This is a genomic window from Aquirufa ecclesiirivi, from assembly GCF_011250515.1.
Lineage (GTDB): Bacteria > Bacteroidota > Bacteroidia > Cytophagales > Spirosomataceae > Aquirufa > Aquirufa ecclesiirivi.
Window position 1 is genome coordinate 458,269 of sequence record NZ_JAANOP010000001.1, and the last position, 14,725, is coordinate 472,993.

Annotated in this window: 13 protein-coding genes; 7 read left to right on the forward strand and 6 right to left on the reverse strand. The window is 39.4% G+C overall.

The window, feature by feature from the left end; translation table 11 throughout:
- Position 1 precedes the first annotated feature (1 nt).
- Genes uxuA through G9H65_RS01920 form a run of 3 tightly spaced genes read left to right on the forward strand, consistent with a single transcriptional unit; the run spans position 2 to position 3,238 of the window.
- Positions 2 to 1,183 carry a mannonate dehydratase gene (gene uxuA, locus G9H65_RS01910; RefSeq protein ID WP_166373658.1) on the forward strand — a complete coding sequence of 394 codons (1,182 nt, stop codon included), beginning with the start codon at positions 2 to 4 and terminating at the stop codon, positions 1,181 to 1,183.
- 13 nt (positions 1,184 to 1,196) lie between these two features.
- Positions 1,197 to 1,955 carry an SDR family NAD(P)-dependent oxidoreductase gene (locus G9H65_RS01915; protein WP_166373659.1) on the forward strand — a complete coding sequence of 253 codons (759 nt, stop codon included), beginning with the start codon at positions 1,197 to 1,199 and terminating at the stop codon, positions 1,953 to 1,955.
- Positions 1,955 to 3,238, forward strand: a complete 1,284-nt coding sequence (locus tag G9H65_RS01920; protein ID WP_166373660.1) for an MFS transporter — start codon at positions 1,955 to 1,957, stop codon at positions 3,236 to 3,238. The genes G9H65_RS01915 and G9H65_RS01920 overlap by 1 nt, the downstream gene beginning before the upstream one ends.
- 278 nt (positions 3,239 to 3,516) lie before the next feature.
- On the opposite strand, the gene G9H65_RS01925 is transcribed toward G9H65_RS01920, so the two are convergent.
- The 3 genes from G9H65_RS01925 to G9H65_RS01935 form a co-directional block, all read right to left on the reverse strand.
- Positions 3,517 to 5,052 (reverse strand): phosphatase PAP2 family protein, encoded by a 1,536-nt coding sequence (locus tag G9H65_RS01925; protein WP_166373661.1) that lies wholly within the window; start codon positions 5,050 to 5,052, stop codon positions 3,517 to 3,519.
- Positions 5,053 to 5,065: 13 nt separating this feature from the next.
- Positions 5,066 to 5,953 (reverse strand): hypothetical protein, encoded by an 888-nt coding sequence (locus G9H65_RS01930; RefSeq protein WP_166373662.1) that lies wholly within the window; start codon positions 5,951 to 5,953, stop codon positions 5,066 to 5,068.
- Between the two features lie 72 nt (positions 5,954 to 6,025).
- The gene (locus tag G9H65_RS01935) at positions 6,026 to 6,547 is read right to left on the reverse strand and encodes a hypothetical protein (RefSeq protein WP_166373663.1); all 522 of its coding nucleotides are present in this window, start codon (positions 6,545 to 6,547) and stop codon (positions 6,026 to 6,028) included.
- Positions 6,548 to 6,703: 156 nt separating this feature from the next.
- Between G9H65_RS01935 and G9H65_RS01940 the strand changes: the two genes are divergently transcribed.
- Genes G9H65_RS01940 through G9H65_RS01955 form a run of 4 tightly spaced genes read left to right on the forward strand, consistent with a single transcriptional unit; the run spans position 6,704 to position 9,723 of the window.
- Entirely contained in the window at positions 6,704 to 7,036 is a 333-nt protein-coding gene (locus G9H65_RS01940) for an ArsR/SmtB family transcription factor (RefSeq protein ID WP_166373664.1), read from the forward strand.
- Between the two features lie 52 nt (positions 7,037 to 7,088).
- Entirely contained in the window at positions 7,089 to 7,934 is an 846-nt protein-coding gene (locus tag G9H65_RS01945) for an arsenite methyltransferase (protein ID WP_166373665.1), read from the forward strand.
- An 11-nt stretch (positions 7,935 to 7,945) separates the two neighbouring features.
- Positions 7,946 to 8,404, forward strand: coding sequence for a DinB family protein (locus G9H65_RS01950; RefSeq protein ID WP_166373666.1), 459 nt, complete (start codon positions 7,946 to 7,948; stop codon positions 8,402 to 8,404).
- Positions 8,405 to 8,415: 11 nt separating this feature from the next.
- Positions 8,416 to 9,723 (forward strand): MFS transporter, encoded by a 1,308-nt coding sequence (locus tag G9H65_RS01955; RefSeq protein WP_166373667.1) that lies wholly within the window; start codon positions 8,416 to 8,418, stop codon positions 9,721 to 9,723.
- A 10-nt stretch (positions 9,724 to 9,733) separates the two neighbouring features.
- Here G9H65_RS01955 and G9H65_RS01960 read toward each other — a convergent pair whose 3' ends face one another.
- From G9H65_RS01960 to G9H65_RS01970, 3 genes are all read right to left on the reverse strand, one after another.
- On the reverse strand, positions 9,734 to 11,416 hold the full coding sequence (locus G9H65_RS01960) for a helix-turn-helix transcriptional regulator (RefSeq protein ID WP_166373668.1): 1,683 nt from the start codon (positions 11,414 to 11,416) through the stop codon (positions 9,734 to 9,736).
- A gap of 315 nt (positions 11,417 to 11,731) precedes the next feature.
- Positions 11,732 to 12,628 (reverse strand): glycoside hydrolase family 130 protein, encoded by an 897-nt coding sequence (locus G9H65_RS01965; protein WP_166373669.1) that lies wholly within the window; start codon positions 12,626 to 12,628, stop codon positions 11,732 to 11,734.
- A 312-nt stretch (positions 12,629 to 12,940) separates the two neighbouring features.
- Positions 12,941 to 14,710: a RagB/SusD family nutrient uptake outer membrane protein gene (locus tag G9H65_RS01970; RefSeq protein WP_166373670.1), complete on the reverse strand. Its 1,770-nt coding sequence runs from the start codon at positions 14,708 to 14,710 to the stop codon at positions 12,941 to 12,943.
- Positions 14,711 to 14,725: the final 15 nt, after the last annotated feature.

Below are 14,725 nucleotides of genomic sequence, written 5' to 3' on the forward strand. Positions count from 1 at the left end.
CATGTTACATACCATGCGTTGGTTTGGGCCACATGACCCAGTCTCTTTAATGGATATTCGCCAAGCTGGCTGTACAGGTGTTGTTACAGCTTTGCATCAAATTGCCGTGGGAGAAGTTTGGTCTAAAGAAGCGATTCAAGAACGGGTGGATATCATTGAGCAAGGGAATCAACAATATACTCCGCTTCATTGGTCAGTAGTGGAGAGTTTACCAGTCCATGAAGCCATCAAAAAAGCGTTACCTGAAAGAGAGCAATACATCGAGAACTACCGAATATCCTTGAGGAATTTGGCAGCTAAAGGAGTAAAAACAGTTTGTTATAATTTCATGCCCGTATTGGATTGGTCCAGAACAAAGCTCGATTTTGAAATGCCAGATGGGGCTAAGGCACTTCGTTTTGTATGGACAGATTTTGCCATTTTTGATTTATTCATCTTGAAAAGGCCAAAGGCTGAACAAGATTATTCAAAAGCGGTGCAAGAGGCGGCTAAATTGAAATTTGATGGCATGACGAATGCAGAAAAGGAAGAATTGCAAAATACCGTTTTATTGGGTTTGCCAGGCTCTGAGGAGGCGTTTCATCTGGAAAACTTTCAAAGTTTACTAGATCAATATCAGGAAATAGGCCCTGATGCATTACGAGAAAACTTGCATTATTTTATACAACAAGTGGCCCCGCTAGCTCAAGAATTGGGGATTAACTTATGCATTCATCCCGATGACCCTCCATTCCCATTAATGGGATTACCCAGAGTGGTGAGTACAGAGAGCGACTTAGCCGCCTTAATGGAGGCTTCACCCGTTCGAGCGAATGGGATTACCTTTTGTACAGGATCTTTAGGCGTTAGGTCTGATAATAATTTACCCTCCATGATTCGCCGATTCGCTGATCGGATTCATTTTGTGCATTTAAGAACGACCAAAAGAGAACAAGAGGAACCTCTGATTTTTCATGAAGCCCCCCATTTGGCGGGAGATGTACCCATGTTTGACGTCATTAAGGCCATACATGAAGAGGAAATTAGACGAGGAGGCGAACAAATCCCGATGCGTCCAGATCATGGACATCAAATGTTGGATGATTTACATAAGAAGACCTATCCTGGTTATTCGGCTATTGGTCGTTTGAGAGGCTTGGCAGAAATACGCGGCATGGAATTGGCCATTGCTCGAATGATATAATGAAATTATAAAGATGGAGAACAAATTTTCATTGGCCGGAAAGGTGGCTTTAATTACAGGAGGAGGAACGGGTATCGGATTTGATATGGCAAAATGCATGTTGGCCAGTGGAGCCAATGTCATCATAACGGGCAGAAGAGAAAACGTCCTACAAGATGCGGTTCATAATTTGGGCGCTGGCGCTTTTTATTTTGTGCATGACATGGCAGATGTCAATGCTACTCCTGGTTTGGTTGCGGATATCATCCAATCACATGGAAAAATAGATATCCTGGTGAATAATGCTGGGATTAATATGAAACGACCAGCGGTAGATGTTTCAAACGATGATTTTGCTCAAATTATTCAAGTGAATTTAAATGCCGTGTTTGTGTTGAGTCGAGAAGTAGGCAAGCATATGTTGGAAAGAAAATCGGGGTCCATCATCATGATTTCATCCATGGCGGCCTATTATGGGATAGATCGAGTGGCAGCTTACGCCTCTTCAAAATCAGGCTTGTATGGATTGGTTCGGGTATTGGCTTCCGAGTGGTCGGCCCACGGTGTACGAGTGAATGCCATTGCTCCTGGATTTATTGAAACGGCTATGAGTAAAACGGCTATGAATTCAGATCCTGACCGTAAGCATAAGGCTATGGATAGAACGCCCATGGGCTATTTTGGTAAACCAGAAGACGTAGCTTGGACGGCCGTATTTTTAGCCTCAGATGCTGCAGGATACATTACAGGTGTTTCAATTCCCGTCGATGGGGGTAATTCAATCGGATTCTAATGAAAGAAAAAGTAGGAAATTTTCGCTGGGTAGTGGTCGCTTTATTGTTTTTTGCAACGACCATCAATTACTTGGACCGACAAGTAATAGGATTATTAAAGCCAACCTTAGAAAAGGAGCTAAATTGGTCAGAAACGGATTACAGTTTCATAGTGATGTGTTTTACGGCCTCTTATGCCATTGGCTTGTTATTTTTTGGAAAAATCATTGATCAAATTGGCTCCAAATTAGGCTATACCATTTCGATCATCATTTGGTCGATTGCTGCGATGTTTCATGCTTTGGCCAAAACCTCTTTTGGCTTTGGAGCGGCTAGAGCGGTTTTAGGATTGGGGGAAGCGGGTAATTTCCCTGCGGCAATCAAATCCGTAGCAGAATGGTTTCCTAAAAAAGAGCGCGCTTTTGCCACGGGAATTTTTAACTCTGGAGCGAATATTGGTGCGATGGTAGCACCCATCATGGTTCCTTGGTTGTTGGGAGCTTATGGCTGGCAGGAGGCATTTTTAATTACGGGTGCTATCGGATTTATATGGCTTATTTTTTGGTGGATTTTTTATGAAATACCTACTAAGAAAATAGGTATAAGCCAGGCCGAATTAAACTATATTCAGGAAGATGACCATGAAGATAATACGCCCATTGCTTGGTCTAAGTTGTTTACCATTCCTCAAACCTGGGTGTTCATTGTCGGGAAGTTTTTCACGGATCCTATCTGGTGGTTTTTTCTATTTTGGTTGCCATCCTATTTCTCCTCTACATTCGCTTTAGATTTAAAAAAACCGAGCATACATTTAGCGGTTTTATTTACTTGTACTTCGATTGGAAGTATTGGTGGAGGTTATATTCCAGGATGGTTGATGCGTCAAGGTTGGCCTGTGTACAAAGCTAGAAAAACAGCCATGTTATTTTTTGCTTTATTGGCTTTACCGATCATTTCGGCACGCTGGGCTACGGATATCTGGCAAGCCGTTATTTTAATCAGTATTGCTGCTTCGGCACATCAGGCTTGGTCGGCCAACATATTTACCTCGGTTTCGGATATGTTTCCTAAAAATGCGATAAGTTCAGTGGTAGGTATTGGGGGATTGGCAGGTTCTTTGGGCGGGGTTATTTTCCCTTACTTTATTGGAATTATTTTAGATACATATAAGGCCAATGACAATTTGTCGGGAGGATATAATTTGATTTTCTTGATTTGTGGATCGGCTTATTTATTGGCTTGGTTACTCATCCATTTTATCTCGCCACGCATGTCACCAGTAGGTAAACCTAGCAAGGGATAATCGGTTATTATTTGCTGTTTATGTAAGTGTGTTTAGAAATGAATGGGTAAAAAAGGATCATTCGGTAGGAATATTGGCTTTATCGTTAGAATGGAAGTCTCCTGCTTTAATGTTAACGGAATTACACAAGATTTTCAGTAAGGATACCTTATTTAGAAGGGGGAAACAAATTTGATTGAAAGGTGTTTAAAACAAAAATAGCCGACTGATACATGTCAGTCGACTATTAAAAATTACCCCTTAATTATATTTTATAGGCGGATTGAATAACTAGTTAATTAAAGAGCACCGTCTTGACGTGCTCTTTTGACAGCATATTCGCCGATGACTTTTCCATGTTTTAAGCCCATGGAACAATCTAATCTCCAATGGATTAATCCATAAATTCTAGAATCAGAAGCTTGCTGGGCATAGGAATTAAATGTGCTGGCTTTTTGTGGAAAGAAGGCGGATAAAACTTCTGCGCCCGCAGCTGAAAACGTGGAGTGTCCAGAGGTATAACTGGGAAAGTTAGGCAAACCCACAGAGGTTTTAAGGCCATATTGTTGTGGGCGGGGACTGTAATAGTAAAATTTGGTATCCCAGCACCCAATCCCAGCATCCATTTCGGCTGTACCTAAATAGGCAAGCATTCTGGCCATGCGGACTTCGCTGTATTTAGCTTCAAAACCAGCATTGGCTCCGTAGCGGTGCCAGTGTCCTGGAGGAGTGTAAGTTCCTGGGCCATCTGCCCAGAAATTGGCAATGGCAGCTTGTTCACGAGTTTGGTTTTTATCGATCGCTTGAAGCTCTTCGTAATCTTTCTTAAACTCAGCTGAACCCTCAATATAAGGGATTGCCGGACGAATTGCCTCCAAGGTGGAACGATCGAAATTCCAAGTTTTGACATTTCCAAAAGTTGGAAGCATGGGAGGCCTGGCCGGGATTTCTTGGCTTGTCCATACAGCTTTGAAGCCTAATGCTTTAGAGCGGGCTATCATATCAGGCGTAGCCGCTTGATTGTTGGCAGCTCCCATGCCATCAGCTCTGGCTTTTACCATAACTTTTGCCGCAACAGCTCCACCCAGACTTACTCCGGCATTTAAATCTGAGCTTACGTTCATCCCAGCCCAAAGTCGCGCGTTTTTGCATTCTTCCAATTTGGATTTTAAAAAAGGCCCTTCCCCTGGAAACATAGCTAATAAAATAACATAACTGGCTTGTGCTACCACGGCATCCTCTGAAGGATATGAGGGCAAAGAACTCACCGGCAACAAGGGTTTAATGGCTTTATCCACTACACTGGGTGCTTGTCGATTGTATTGGTATTTATATTTCCATGCGCTCACTAAAGCATCATATTGAGCCACACTTAAATAGGCTAAAGCTCTTGACACATAAGGTGGATTGGCAAATGGGAATTTAGGATCAGCTAATGGATTGGCTGCATCCGGTACCGGGTATTTCCCTTCCGCATTGGCGGCTGGTGCTGAGTTATAACGAGCAGATAATTCTCTGGCTAATTCATTCCATCGGTACACTGCGCCTGCTCCCCAATAGGCAACAATTTGTCTTTGTTCATTGCTTAAATTGGGAGCAACGATGTTTTTAAGGGAATCAATTTCTTTTAAGTATGCTGGGTCATTGGTTCCAACTGGAGCGGAAATGCTTACCTCCGTTGGGGAACTAAGCACAAAGGTTTTCCAAGAACCCGCATTTTCATCCACATTAGCAGGAACATAAGGAGACATTATAGCTTCAGATAAATTGTTTTCACAGGAAAGTAAAAAACTAAAGCACAGGATAGTTATAAAATAGTATATGTATTTTTTCATGATGTTCTTATGATTATTTAACCTTAAATAGGTACAATACGCCTAGGGTTACGTTGGTACTTTGTCCAGCATTTTGTCCTTCTACCACATAGGATACTTTAGCGCTTACACCCAGCGATTTTGGCTGGTATTTGGCATAGGCTCCTACGGCGGTCATCGTCATGTCATTGGTAAGAAATGGCATCGAATTACGACGAATATTGTCTCCTCCAGCACAAGAAAAATGCTCGGCGAAAACTTCCAACTGGTTTTCTTTTTTGATGTAACCTAGTCGAAACATGGCGTCAAAGGCATTGGGCACCACTACGGAACCCGAGTTTACTAGCTTTTCTCCGTTCAAATAGGAGTCGCGATCGACCATAACTTGGCTTCTTACGATATAGGAACTCGTGGCACTGATGAATAAGTTGGATGGTAAGTCATAGTGTAGAATGGCTCTGGCGCTGAATGTTTTTGCTCCAAGACCAATGGACATGGGCATAAACTCGGTCACATAATTACTCATAGGAGTACTTAGTCCTAGCGTGGCATGTCCATGCAATTGTTTGTAATTAAATACTTGTGCTTTTAACCAAAGGCTGACATCTTGAAATCCTTGTTGGCCCATCAAATTTCCTTGGCTAGCTTGTGTTTTAACATATGGAACCATGACCAAAGCATTTATTTTTTTGGTAATTCCATAGGCAATCATAGCAGATAAAGACTCTGTGCTTAGTTTTCCTATATTGGGATTATCTCTTTTTAAGGAGTTTTCCCAATAATTCGTCCAGGAGGAATTCCCATACATCAGGGCCCCACAGGCAATATTTTTATTCATGTAGATTTGATCATGTGGCATTTGTGCCATGATCGTATTCATACTCAACATAGAGATGAATACACACAGTAACGTATGTTTCATTTTGCTTAATTAAATTGAAATACAACAATCTTGAGAGAATGGTCTTCTTTCAAGCTATTTTTCCAGAAATAATTAAGCTTGCCGGGGAGGGGAAAATAAGGCATCCTGGAATGAGGATGTCTGTAATGGAGCATGATTAGGTATCGTCGATTCACTTGGCCATTCTAAGATATAGAATACCCAGGCAGTACCAGATTGACAATACTCTTTAACCAGCGTTTGAATTAATTTACTTTTTGCTGGGGTTTTTTCAGGCTGATCACCTAAATGTTCATTTACTAAATCTGCCAAATCCAAAAATTGATCTCGGGCATTTTTATCATTTACTACTCGGGTATACAAAGTATCATTTTCAATCTTTTGATCTAGCATTTGATAGAACTCATCTCCTTGCTGTATTGCCCCTGAGACTTCTTGAGGAATTTCCCGATTGCTTGGATAGGGCAAAGAAATAGGGATTTTAACTACATAAGAATCATTTTCCGAGTCACTAATGGCTAGGTCAGTATTTGAATTAGCTACATAACGTAATGCAAAACCCCCCGCTTGGTAGAGGAGAATAAACATTAACAATATGGAAGCTAGTCTTTTCATGAATTTGCAAAACTAGTACAAACTGGTATAATTCCAACTATTTATATGGATTTTGTGCGATGTAACACGCAGAAGGTCAAGTTTTTTCCATCATATGAAAGAAATTGATCCCCGAATTTTTCTAATTAAATCATTTATCGTAATATTACGATTGATATGGGAGCAAGTAAGATTATTGATTATACCGAAGAGCAGATTTTAGTAGCAAAATACGCTAAGGCCTTGTCGCATCCTGCACGCATGGCCATCATGCAATTGTTGTTATCGAAACATTCTTGCATTTGTGGCGACATTGTAGACGAGTTGCCCATTTCTCAATCGACGGTATCTCAGCATTTGAAAGAACTGAAAGAGGCGGGTTTGATTCGAGGTCAAATTGACGGAGTTTCGATTTGTTATTGTATTAATGAACCTGAGTGGTCCAAATTAACCGAGTTGTTAGGTCATTTTTTTGAAAAAAGACACGTAAAAACAAATAGTTGTTGTTAAATTTTTTTGTTTAAATCCATCGTAAAATTACGATTAATAAAATCAACATATCATGAAAACAGAACAGGAATTAAAGGAAATTGTCAAGCAAAAATATGGCGAGATTGCCATGCAAGGAAAAGAAGAAAACATGGCTTCATGCTGTGGAGCTGGAGGCTGCTCCACGGAGGTGTACAATATTATGTCGGAGGACTATACCACCTTAGAGGGATATCATGCGGAGGCAGATTTAGGTTTAGGCTGTGGATTACCCACGCAATTTGCTAAGATGAAAGTGGGAGATGTTGTCGTGGATTTAGGAAGTGGAGCAGGAAATGATTGTTTCATAGCCCGTCATGAAGTAGGAGAAACAGGTAAGGTGATCGGTGTAGATTTTACCCCGCAAATGATAGAAAGAGCACGTATCAATGCAGAGATTCGTGGTTTTAATAATGTGGAGTTTCGCCAAGGGGATATAGAAAATATGCCTATTTCAGCCAATGTGGCAGATGTGATAGTGAGTAATTGTGTATTAAATTTGGTGCCTAATAAGGCAGGGGTTTTTCAAGATATATACCGCGTATTAAAGCCAGGAGGGTATTTTAGTATATCCGATGTAGTACTTGTTGGTGAATTGCCTTCAGGATTGCAAAAGGATGCGGAAATGTACGCAGGCTGTGTAGCTGGAGCTATTCAAAAAGAAGATTATATGCAATTAATACAGGCAAGTGGATTTGTCAATGTGCAAATTCAAAAAGAAAAGCCTATTATTATACCCAATGATATTTTGAGTCATTATTTAAGTGCTCAAGAAATAGAGGAATTTAAATCAGGTAAAACAGGGATATTTTCGATTTCGGTGTTTGCACAAAAGCCGCTGGAAGAGAATGCCTGCAAGCCAGGTTCAGGATGTTGCTAATTTGATCAATCATGCATTCTAAAACGGAATTATTATTGGAATTGTGGGTCGAGTCTAGGACTCGATTTACCAAATTATTAGATGGGATCACAGAGGCAGATTTGGGCAAAAAATTAGGTGATTCACCCAATTCAGCAGGTTTTTTGATTCGTCACATAGGAGATGTAGAATTGCTTTTTGCTAAGAATGTGTTTGGTGACCCTTCGGTAAAAGTGGTGGCTAAAACGGTCATAGATCAACTCGATACTGGGGAATGGACAAATTTGGAAGAGCTAAATGGGTATGTACAGGATTCGTTTAAAAAATTGTATTCCATTGTTTCTCAGCAAACTGACGAGGATTGGGAGCAAATCATAAGCACTAAGGAATTTGGAACGAAAACAAAATCGGAGGCCTTTGGGAGAATTGTTTCGCATACGGCTTATCATGCAGGGCAATTAGCCATCGTACTTAAATACGGACACAAGTAAATATCAATACCATGGGGAAGGTTAAACTGGGTTTAAGAGAAAATTGGAAACAGTTTAGTTTATTAGTGATTATCAATGCTTTTGTTGGCGGAATGGTGGGTTTAGAGCGCAGCATTTTACCACAAATTGCGGAGAAAGAATTTGCTTTAGCGGCCAAAACAGCCATCCTCTCATTTATTATTGTTTTTGGCGTTGTCAAAGCCTTTTCTAATTATTTTGCGGGTAGTTTAGCCAATCGTTTTGGCCGCAAAAACCTCTTAGTTTTTGGTTGGATCATGGCCATTCCCATTCCATTTTTACTCATGTTTGCTCCTAATTGGAATTGGGTAATAGTAGCCAATGTTTTTCTGGGTATAAATCAAGGCTTGGCTTGGAGTTCCACGGTCGTGATGAAAATTGATTTAGTAGGCGAAAAGCAGCGTGGATTAGCCATGGGGATTAATGAATCTGCCGGCTATTTGGCGGTGGCACTTTTTGCTTTTTTATCTGGATATATCGCCAATCAGTATGGATTGCGACCTTATCCATTTTATCTCGGTATCGTGCTGGTCTTTTTGGGTTTATTGGGAAGTTATTTTTTCATACATGACACACGGCAGCATGTGATACAAGAAGAACAGACTAGTCGAATCCCACGATTGAAAGATATTTTCTTAGAAACAACCTGGAAAAACCGCAACTTGGGATCGGTTACTCAAGCTGGATTGATCAACAATTTAAATGACGGCATGGTATGGGGTATATTTCCCATTCTATTAGCGAGTAAAGAATTTGAACTTCAAGAAATAGGAATCATCACGGCGATATATCCGGCAGTTTGGGGTTTAGGGCAGTTATTGACAGGTAAAATGTCAGATAAATTCTGTAAAAAGGATATGTTATTTGTTGGGATGTTATTGCAAGGGATCGCATTAATACTGTTGATTTGGGCTGAAACCATGGGTCAATATATGGGAATTTCGGCCTTGTTAGGCTGGGGAACGGCGATGGTTTACCCTACTTTTTTGGCTACTTTAGCAGAGAATACCCATCCCTTAGATCGCGCTAAAAGTATGGGAATCTTTCGCTTATGGAGAGATTTGGGATATGCCATTGGTGCCTTAATGACGGGTATCATCGCAGATTATTTTGGGATAATAACAGCCATTGTTTTTATTGGACTCTTGACTAGTTTCTCCGCCATTATAATTAAAATCCGAATGCGTTGTGGAGAAGGGGAATCAGTAAAAATTTGGGATTGGTTGATTGGTAAGGAAGTTCAATCCACTTGTACCAATTCGCATTCCATGGTTCAGCCATTAGAAAGGCTGTCTTATTGAAAGCAGAAAACTATTTTTTTAGAAAATGTTGCTTGATGTACTTGCTTGTATATCCAACGCGTTGACTAATTTTTTCAATGGGTATTTGTTTGCTTTTAAGGTCTAACACAATTTCCTGCTTAATCTGTTTGATTAATTCCAAGGTGTTTTTATTGTGCTTTTTCAAGACTCGATTTAAGTGAACACGTGAAATTTGGTAATAGTCCGCAATACTTTCCACACTGATTAGATGTTCGTTTTTTAACATGTCTTCCCGTATTCTTTCGGGGGTTATTTCCACTTTCGGAGTTTTGTAATGATCAGGTTTTCCTTGGTTTCTATATCGGATGAATACGGCACTTCCGATAATGACAACCAGCGTAAATCCTAAAGCAATGAGTAAGGAGGTATCCAATTTACTTTCATTCAATATTTCAGGATCCAAGCTGGGTAAAATCTCATTGATTAATTGAGGAAGATTGATGACATAAAGGCCTTCAGTAGAGCCGGCATAAATTAGTTCATTCCAACTGTTTAAAGCTCTTTTGTTGAATTCTACATTATCAATGATTTTAAAAACCTCTTGGTTGTTAGTATAAAGAAATAGGCCTTCAAAGCTGGTGGATAAGATATTGTTGCCTATAAAAATGGATTGAATGATGTGCTTGTGTCGGAAAAGTAGTTGGCTTTTTTTCGTTTTTAAATCGAATTCATATAGTCCGTCATTGCAAGAAAGAATGATTTGTTGTCCTTTTATGGTAATATCATAAATAGAAGATCCAATGTGCACTGTTTCTAATTTTCGTTGGACAACGTCATAGAGGTATAATTTCCCATTGGCATTGCCTAATAAAAGCAAGTTCCCTAAGTTTTCCATATCATGAAACTGGGAAGTATGCGTGATGATTTTTTTGAGTGTTAACTTGTTTAAGTTGATCCAACCAATAGCCTCGGTGGACTGAAAATAGGTTTGCTTACCAATTTTCAGCAGTTTTTTAAAATGTTTGATGTCGGTATTCAATGGAAGCCTTTCCCACTGATTATTTTTTAATCGATAAATCGGGTCTGAATTCAAATAATATTGACCATCAATTTTATTCGTTTCTCCACTGGCAAAATTGGCTCCAGGAATGGGTTTGTTGGTATACACAGCCTTGGTAGAATCAATGAATATTCCAGCATAGGTGGCTATTACGCGAAAATTGTCATCATGGTAAATATGTCGAATGGATTTACCTCGGTGTTTGATGGAATAGAAATGATGTATTCGATATTCCAAAAGGATACCATTGTAGGACAAGTAATATAAATTACCCAAAGATGCCTCCGTCATATTGTATTGATCATAGCCAGGCACAAAATTGTCTAATGACCGATGTTTCACTTGATGGCTTTCTGGAAATTGCAAGGTACTATAGGTGCCAAAGACTTCAGGATTATCGTTTTTACTAATCCATGTAAAGCGGTCATTCTCTTTAGGAGTGAATTTTAATTCATCAAATCGACCTGCATAGAATTTGTATAAGTGATTATCCGTTCTGACGATCAGATTGCGTCCATCCCCATCTATATTGACTATTTTCTCGGGTAATGAGTATGTTTTTACAAAAACGGTATCTTGGGCAAAGCTAAATACACTGATGAATAGTCCGAAGAGGCTGAAACACAGTCTTTGACAAATTGTTTCGACAAGGGCTAATTCTTTTAGTTGCATTGCTATGAATGAATCACAAATTTCTCTAAAAGTAACATAATTTTACTTTTTAGTAACAAATGTTCCTGATTTAGTACTCCAATTTAAAGTTTTATTTACTGTGTTTATTTAATTTTGTAACTCAATTTAATTGCATTAGAAATCAATTTGGTTGAAAAATAGATTGTAATCAATTTGAATGATTGTTAGATTGAATTTTTATTCCGGTCTTTCAAGAAATTTGATTAATTATTAGAGAAATATGTAGAACACGGGTTTTTAAAGCCTAGACTTGATTAGAGTCTAGGCTTTTTTGTTTTTATCCTGATGGTGAATTTATTTGGACTGATATACGTGCACCTTGGAATGCATGGTATATAAACGGAACCCTCTTGCTTCTGGAACAAGGATATTACTTGATTGATTATTTCCTATAATGGGGTTATGCGGGTATTTAGTCCAATGAATAAGGTCTTTAGATACCGCAACATTGCTTGACCATTCTCGCCAGTCTTTATAGGCTGTAGCATGATAATAGCCATAATAGTATCCTTGGTGATAGATGACTTGGTTCATGGCTACACCGTACAAATCATAAGGCTCTGGACCCATTTCTAGTACAGGTTGATCTTGTACATTGACCCAGTCGATCAGATTATTGGATTTAGCCAGCCAAATTCCCAAATCATCTCGTTCATAAAATAAGTAGTAGATGCCTTTTAGCTCCATGACACAGGGTGTTCCAAATGCTCCTTTATCAATCGGCTGGCCATTGGTCTTTTTAATTTTAAGATTTCCCAATTCCTTCCAAGCGGTTTTATTCGTTGAAACAAGTAGGTGAGTGGTGTCTCCTTTTCCTTCGGCAAACATATAATATACAGCCCCTTTTTTGATGACAAATACATCTTCAATCCATTGTTTGGGATTAATGGGGTTAGCTGGATGCCTGTTCCAATTTAATCCATCTGATGAAGTGGCATAACCCAGGCGCTTGATCGGATCATTTTTAGTATATCCTGTATACCACATGTGGTAGCCATCTTTCTCTTTTAAGATGTAACCTCGTTCACGAATTTGCTCATCCCAAGTTTGGGTTCCAGTTCCTGAGAAAATGGCCTCTTCGACCATAGGCTTAAACTTTACCAAAGCATCGGGAAAGATGGATTGGCATAACGCATTGAATGGAATGAAAAGGAAAATAAAATAGCCTACTTTTAGCATAGTAAGTTTCATAGCATGGGGAGGTTTATAGGTTGAATGGACAATGCTTCCATTGTATGATAAATCAAAAAAAGTCACTTGAATATCAGGTGACTTTTTTGCATTACACTTCATCAACAAACTAAATTCTTAAAATTGATACACTCAAATTAGATAGATTCTTTTTAATACACAATAGTTATTCGGAGAACATCGAGGTCCGAACGATAATTTTTTATAAAAATTGTTAAAATCGCTCACAGATTAATGCAAACGACAAGTTTTATTCAATTCTTATGATAAACGGTCAATAATAAAGGCCTACTTTCAAAGTAGGCCTTCATTTTACCATCCAGGATTTTGTGCTAGCTTGGGGTTAGTAATGATATCCCCTGCTGGAATTGGATATAAATAGTGCTTGTTTTCCCATTTCCTTGGGATGTTATTGAACCAAGTTAATTCTCCGGAAGTACCGTTTGAAAGTAATTGTGGATTAGCTTTTCCACTGATTAATGGAGACACTTCTACATAAGTCACACCCGATACTTTGGTCGGTAGTTTTTGGTAGAACGCCACATCCAATTTGCCATCCTCATTTAGGTCCAAAGGAGTATCCAAGCTTGGAACATACATACCATTCCATTCCATTTGCATGAGTTCTCCTCTTCTCCAACGTACGATATCGTCAAAACGGAAACCTTCTAGGCATAATTCGATCCCTCTTTCTCTACGAACTTCTAGAATAATTGGGTCAGTAATGGCTGGGAAATAAGTACTTTGAAGGTAGGTGTCAATTACCTTAGGCAAGGCATTTGTACCACCTGTGATACCAGCTCTTTTTCTCAATAAGCCAATGCTCGCAGCCCAATCTGCATCTGTTAAGGAACCTAATTCCGCTTTTGCCTCTGCGTAATTCAGTAATACCTCAGCATATCGGATAATGGACACAGAGTTGATGTTTAAATCTCTCGTATCATAATACATGTCATCCAATGCCCATTTAATAGGTTGATAACCAGTAAATGTATAGGAGAATAAAGGAGGAGCCGCTTCTAAAGCTCCATTGTTTAAGCGTTTGTAATCACCTGAACGAATGGTTTGTTGTAAACGCTTATCACGTCCTTTCACTTCATCTTTGAATAACATGGTTTTATAGGCAGGATTATTCGTGTATGGAGTACCATCGATGTTCAAATATGTATTGATGAACGATCGAATGAAGTTGGCCTTATCACCATAGGTTCCCGAAGTCCAATACCAGTTTCCATCATTTAGGTTGTTCAATGCCAAGTCACAAACTGCAGAAAGGATCACTTCAGTCGCTACTGGGGCAGGGTTGATGAACACCTGACGGTATGATTTATCTACTCCAGCACCATCGTATAATTTATAACCAGCTTCGTCCATAACAACTTTGGCTGCCGCTGCTGCTTGCGTTAAGAGGTTTGCCGAGCTTGAAGCTAAATTTAGGTTGGTATGGTATTTTCTCAAGGTTCCTTCATATAAACACACGCGTGATTTATATGCGAAAGCAGCATATTTTGTTACCAAACTTCGGCTACCTTCTGTTTTAGCCGTGATATTGGCACAAGCAAAATTCAAATCGGCAATGACAGAGTCCATGACCATCACACGGGAATCTCTTCCTTTGGTCAATAGTTCTGTATCTGATACATCCAAGGGTTTGTTGATCCATGGAACATCGCCAAAGCGTTTTACTTTTTCATAATAAAACCAAGCACGAAAGAACCGAGCGATACCGATGTAATTATTTCTTACAGCTAAAGGGACCTTGGGGTCATTGCAGTTTTTGATGAAATAATTGATATTTCTTAAATCGGACCAGGTCCAACCTGAACTCACTTCCGCAGAAAAGTTACCGGGTGTGATGAAGGGAGGAGTATCCTTTCTAGCTAGGTAGTCCGACATAGCATCGGCGCGATGTAAGTTTTTACCATTCATCATATTATAAAATGAATTGGTATATAAGATAAGGCCGCTTTCGCTACTGAAGATGGGGCCTTTGGTGGTGGTTGCCTCTGGAATTTCTTCCAAACTACATCCAAAAAATAAACTGGATGTGAAAAGTAGGCAGAAGATATAGTTAAGTTTCATGATCTTTTGTTAAAA

Coding starts and splice junctions, on each gene's coding strand:
- G9H65_RS01940 (WP_166373664.1), top strand. CDS start 6,704: ATGGGAGCAAGTAAGATTATTGATTATACCGAAGAGCAGATTTTAGTA.
- G9H65_RS01970 (WP_166373670.1), bottom strand. CDS start 14,710: ATGAAACTTAACTATATCTTCTGCCTACTTTTCACATCCAGTTTATTT.
- G9H65_RS01960 (WP_166373668.1), bottom strand. CDS start 11,416: ATGCAACTAAAAGAATTAGCCCTTGTCGAAACAATTTGTCAAAGACTG.
- uxuA (WP_166373658.1), top strand. CDS start 2: ATGTTACATACCATGCGTTGGTTTGGGCCACATGACCCAGTCTCTTTA.
- G9H65_RS01945 (WP_166373665.1), top strand. CDS start 7,089: ATGAAAACAGAACAGGAATTAAAGGAAATTGTCAAGCAAAAATATGGC.
- G9H65_RS01950 (WP_166373666.1), top strand. CDS start 7,946: ATGCATTCTAAAACGGAATTATTATTGGAATTGTGGGTCGAGTCTAGG.
- G9H65_RS01915 (WP_166373659.1), top strand. CDS start 1,197: ATGGAGAACAAATTTTCATTGGCCGGAAAGGTGGCTTTAATTACAGGA.
- G9H65_RS01935 (WP_166373663.1), bottom strand. CDS start 6,547: ATGAAAAGACTAGCTTCCATATTGTTAATGTTTATTCTCCTCTACCAA.
- G9H65_RS01925 (WP_166373661.1), bottom strand. CDS start 5,052: ATGAAAAAATACATATACTATTTTATAACTATCCTGTGCTTTAGTTTT.
- G9H65_RS01930 (WP_166373662.1), bottom strand. CDS start 5,953: ATGAAACATACGTTACTGTGTGTATTCATCTCTATGTTGAGTATGAAT.
- G9H65_RS01965 (WP_166373669.1), bottom strand. CDS start 12,628: ATGAAACTTACTATGCTAAAAGTAGGCTATTTTATTTTCCTTTTCATT.
- G9H65_RS01920 (WP_166373660.1), top strand. CDS start 1,955: ATGAAAGAAAAAGTAGGAAATTTTCGCTGGGTAGTGGTCGCTTTATTG.
- G9H65_RS01955 (WP_166373667.1), top strand. CDS start 8,416: ATGGGGAAGGTTAAACTGGGTTTAAGAGAAAATTGGAAACAGTTTAGT.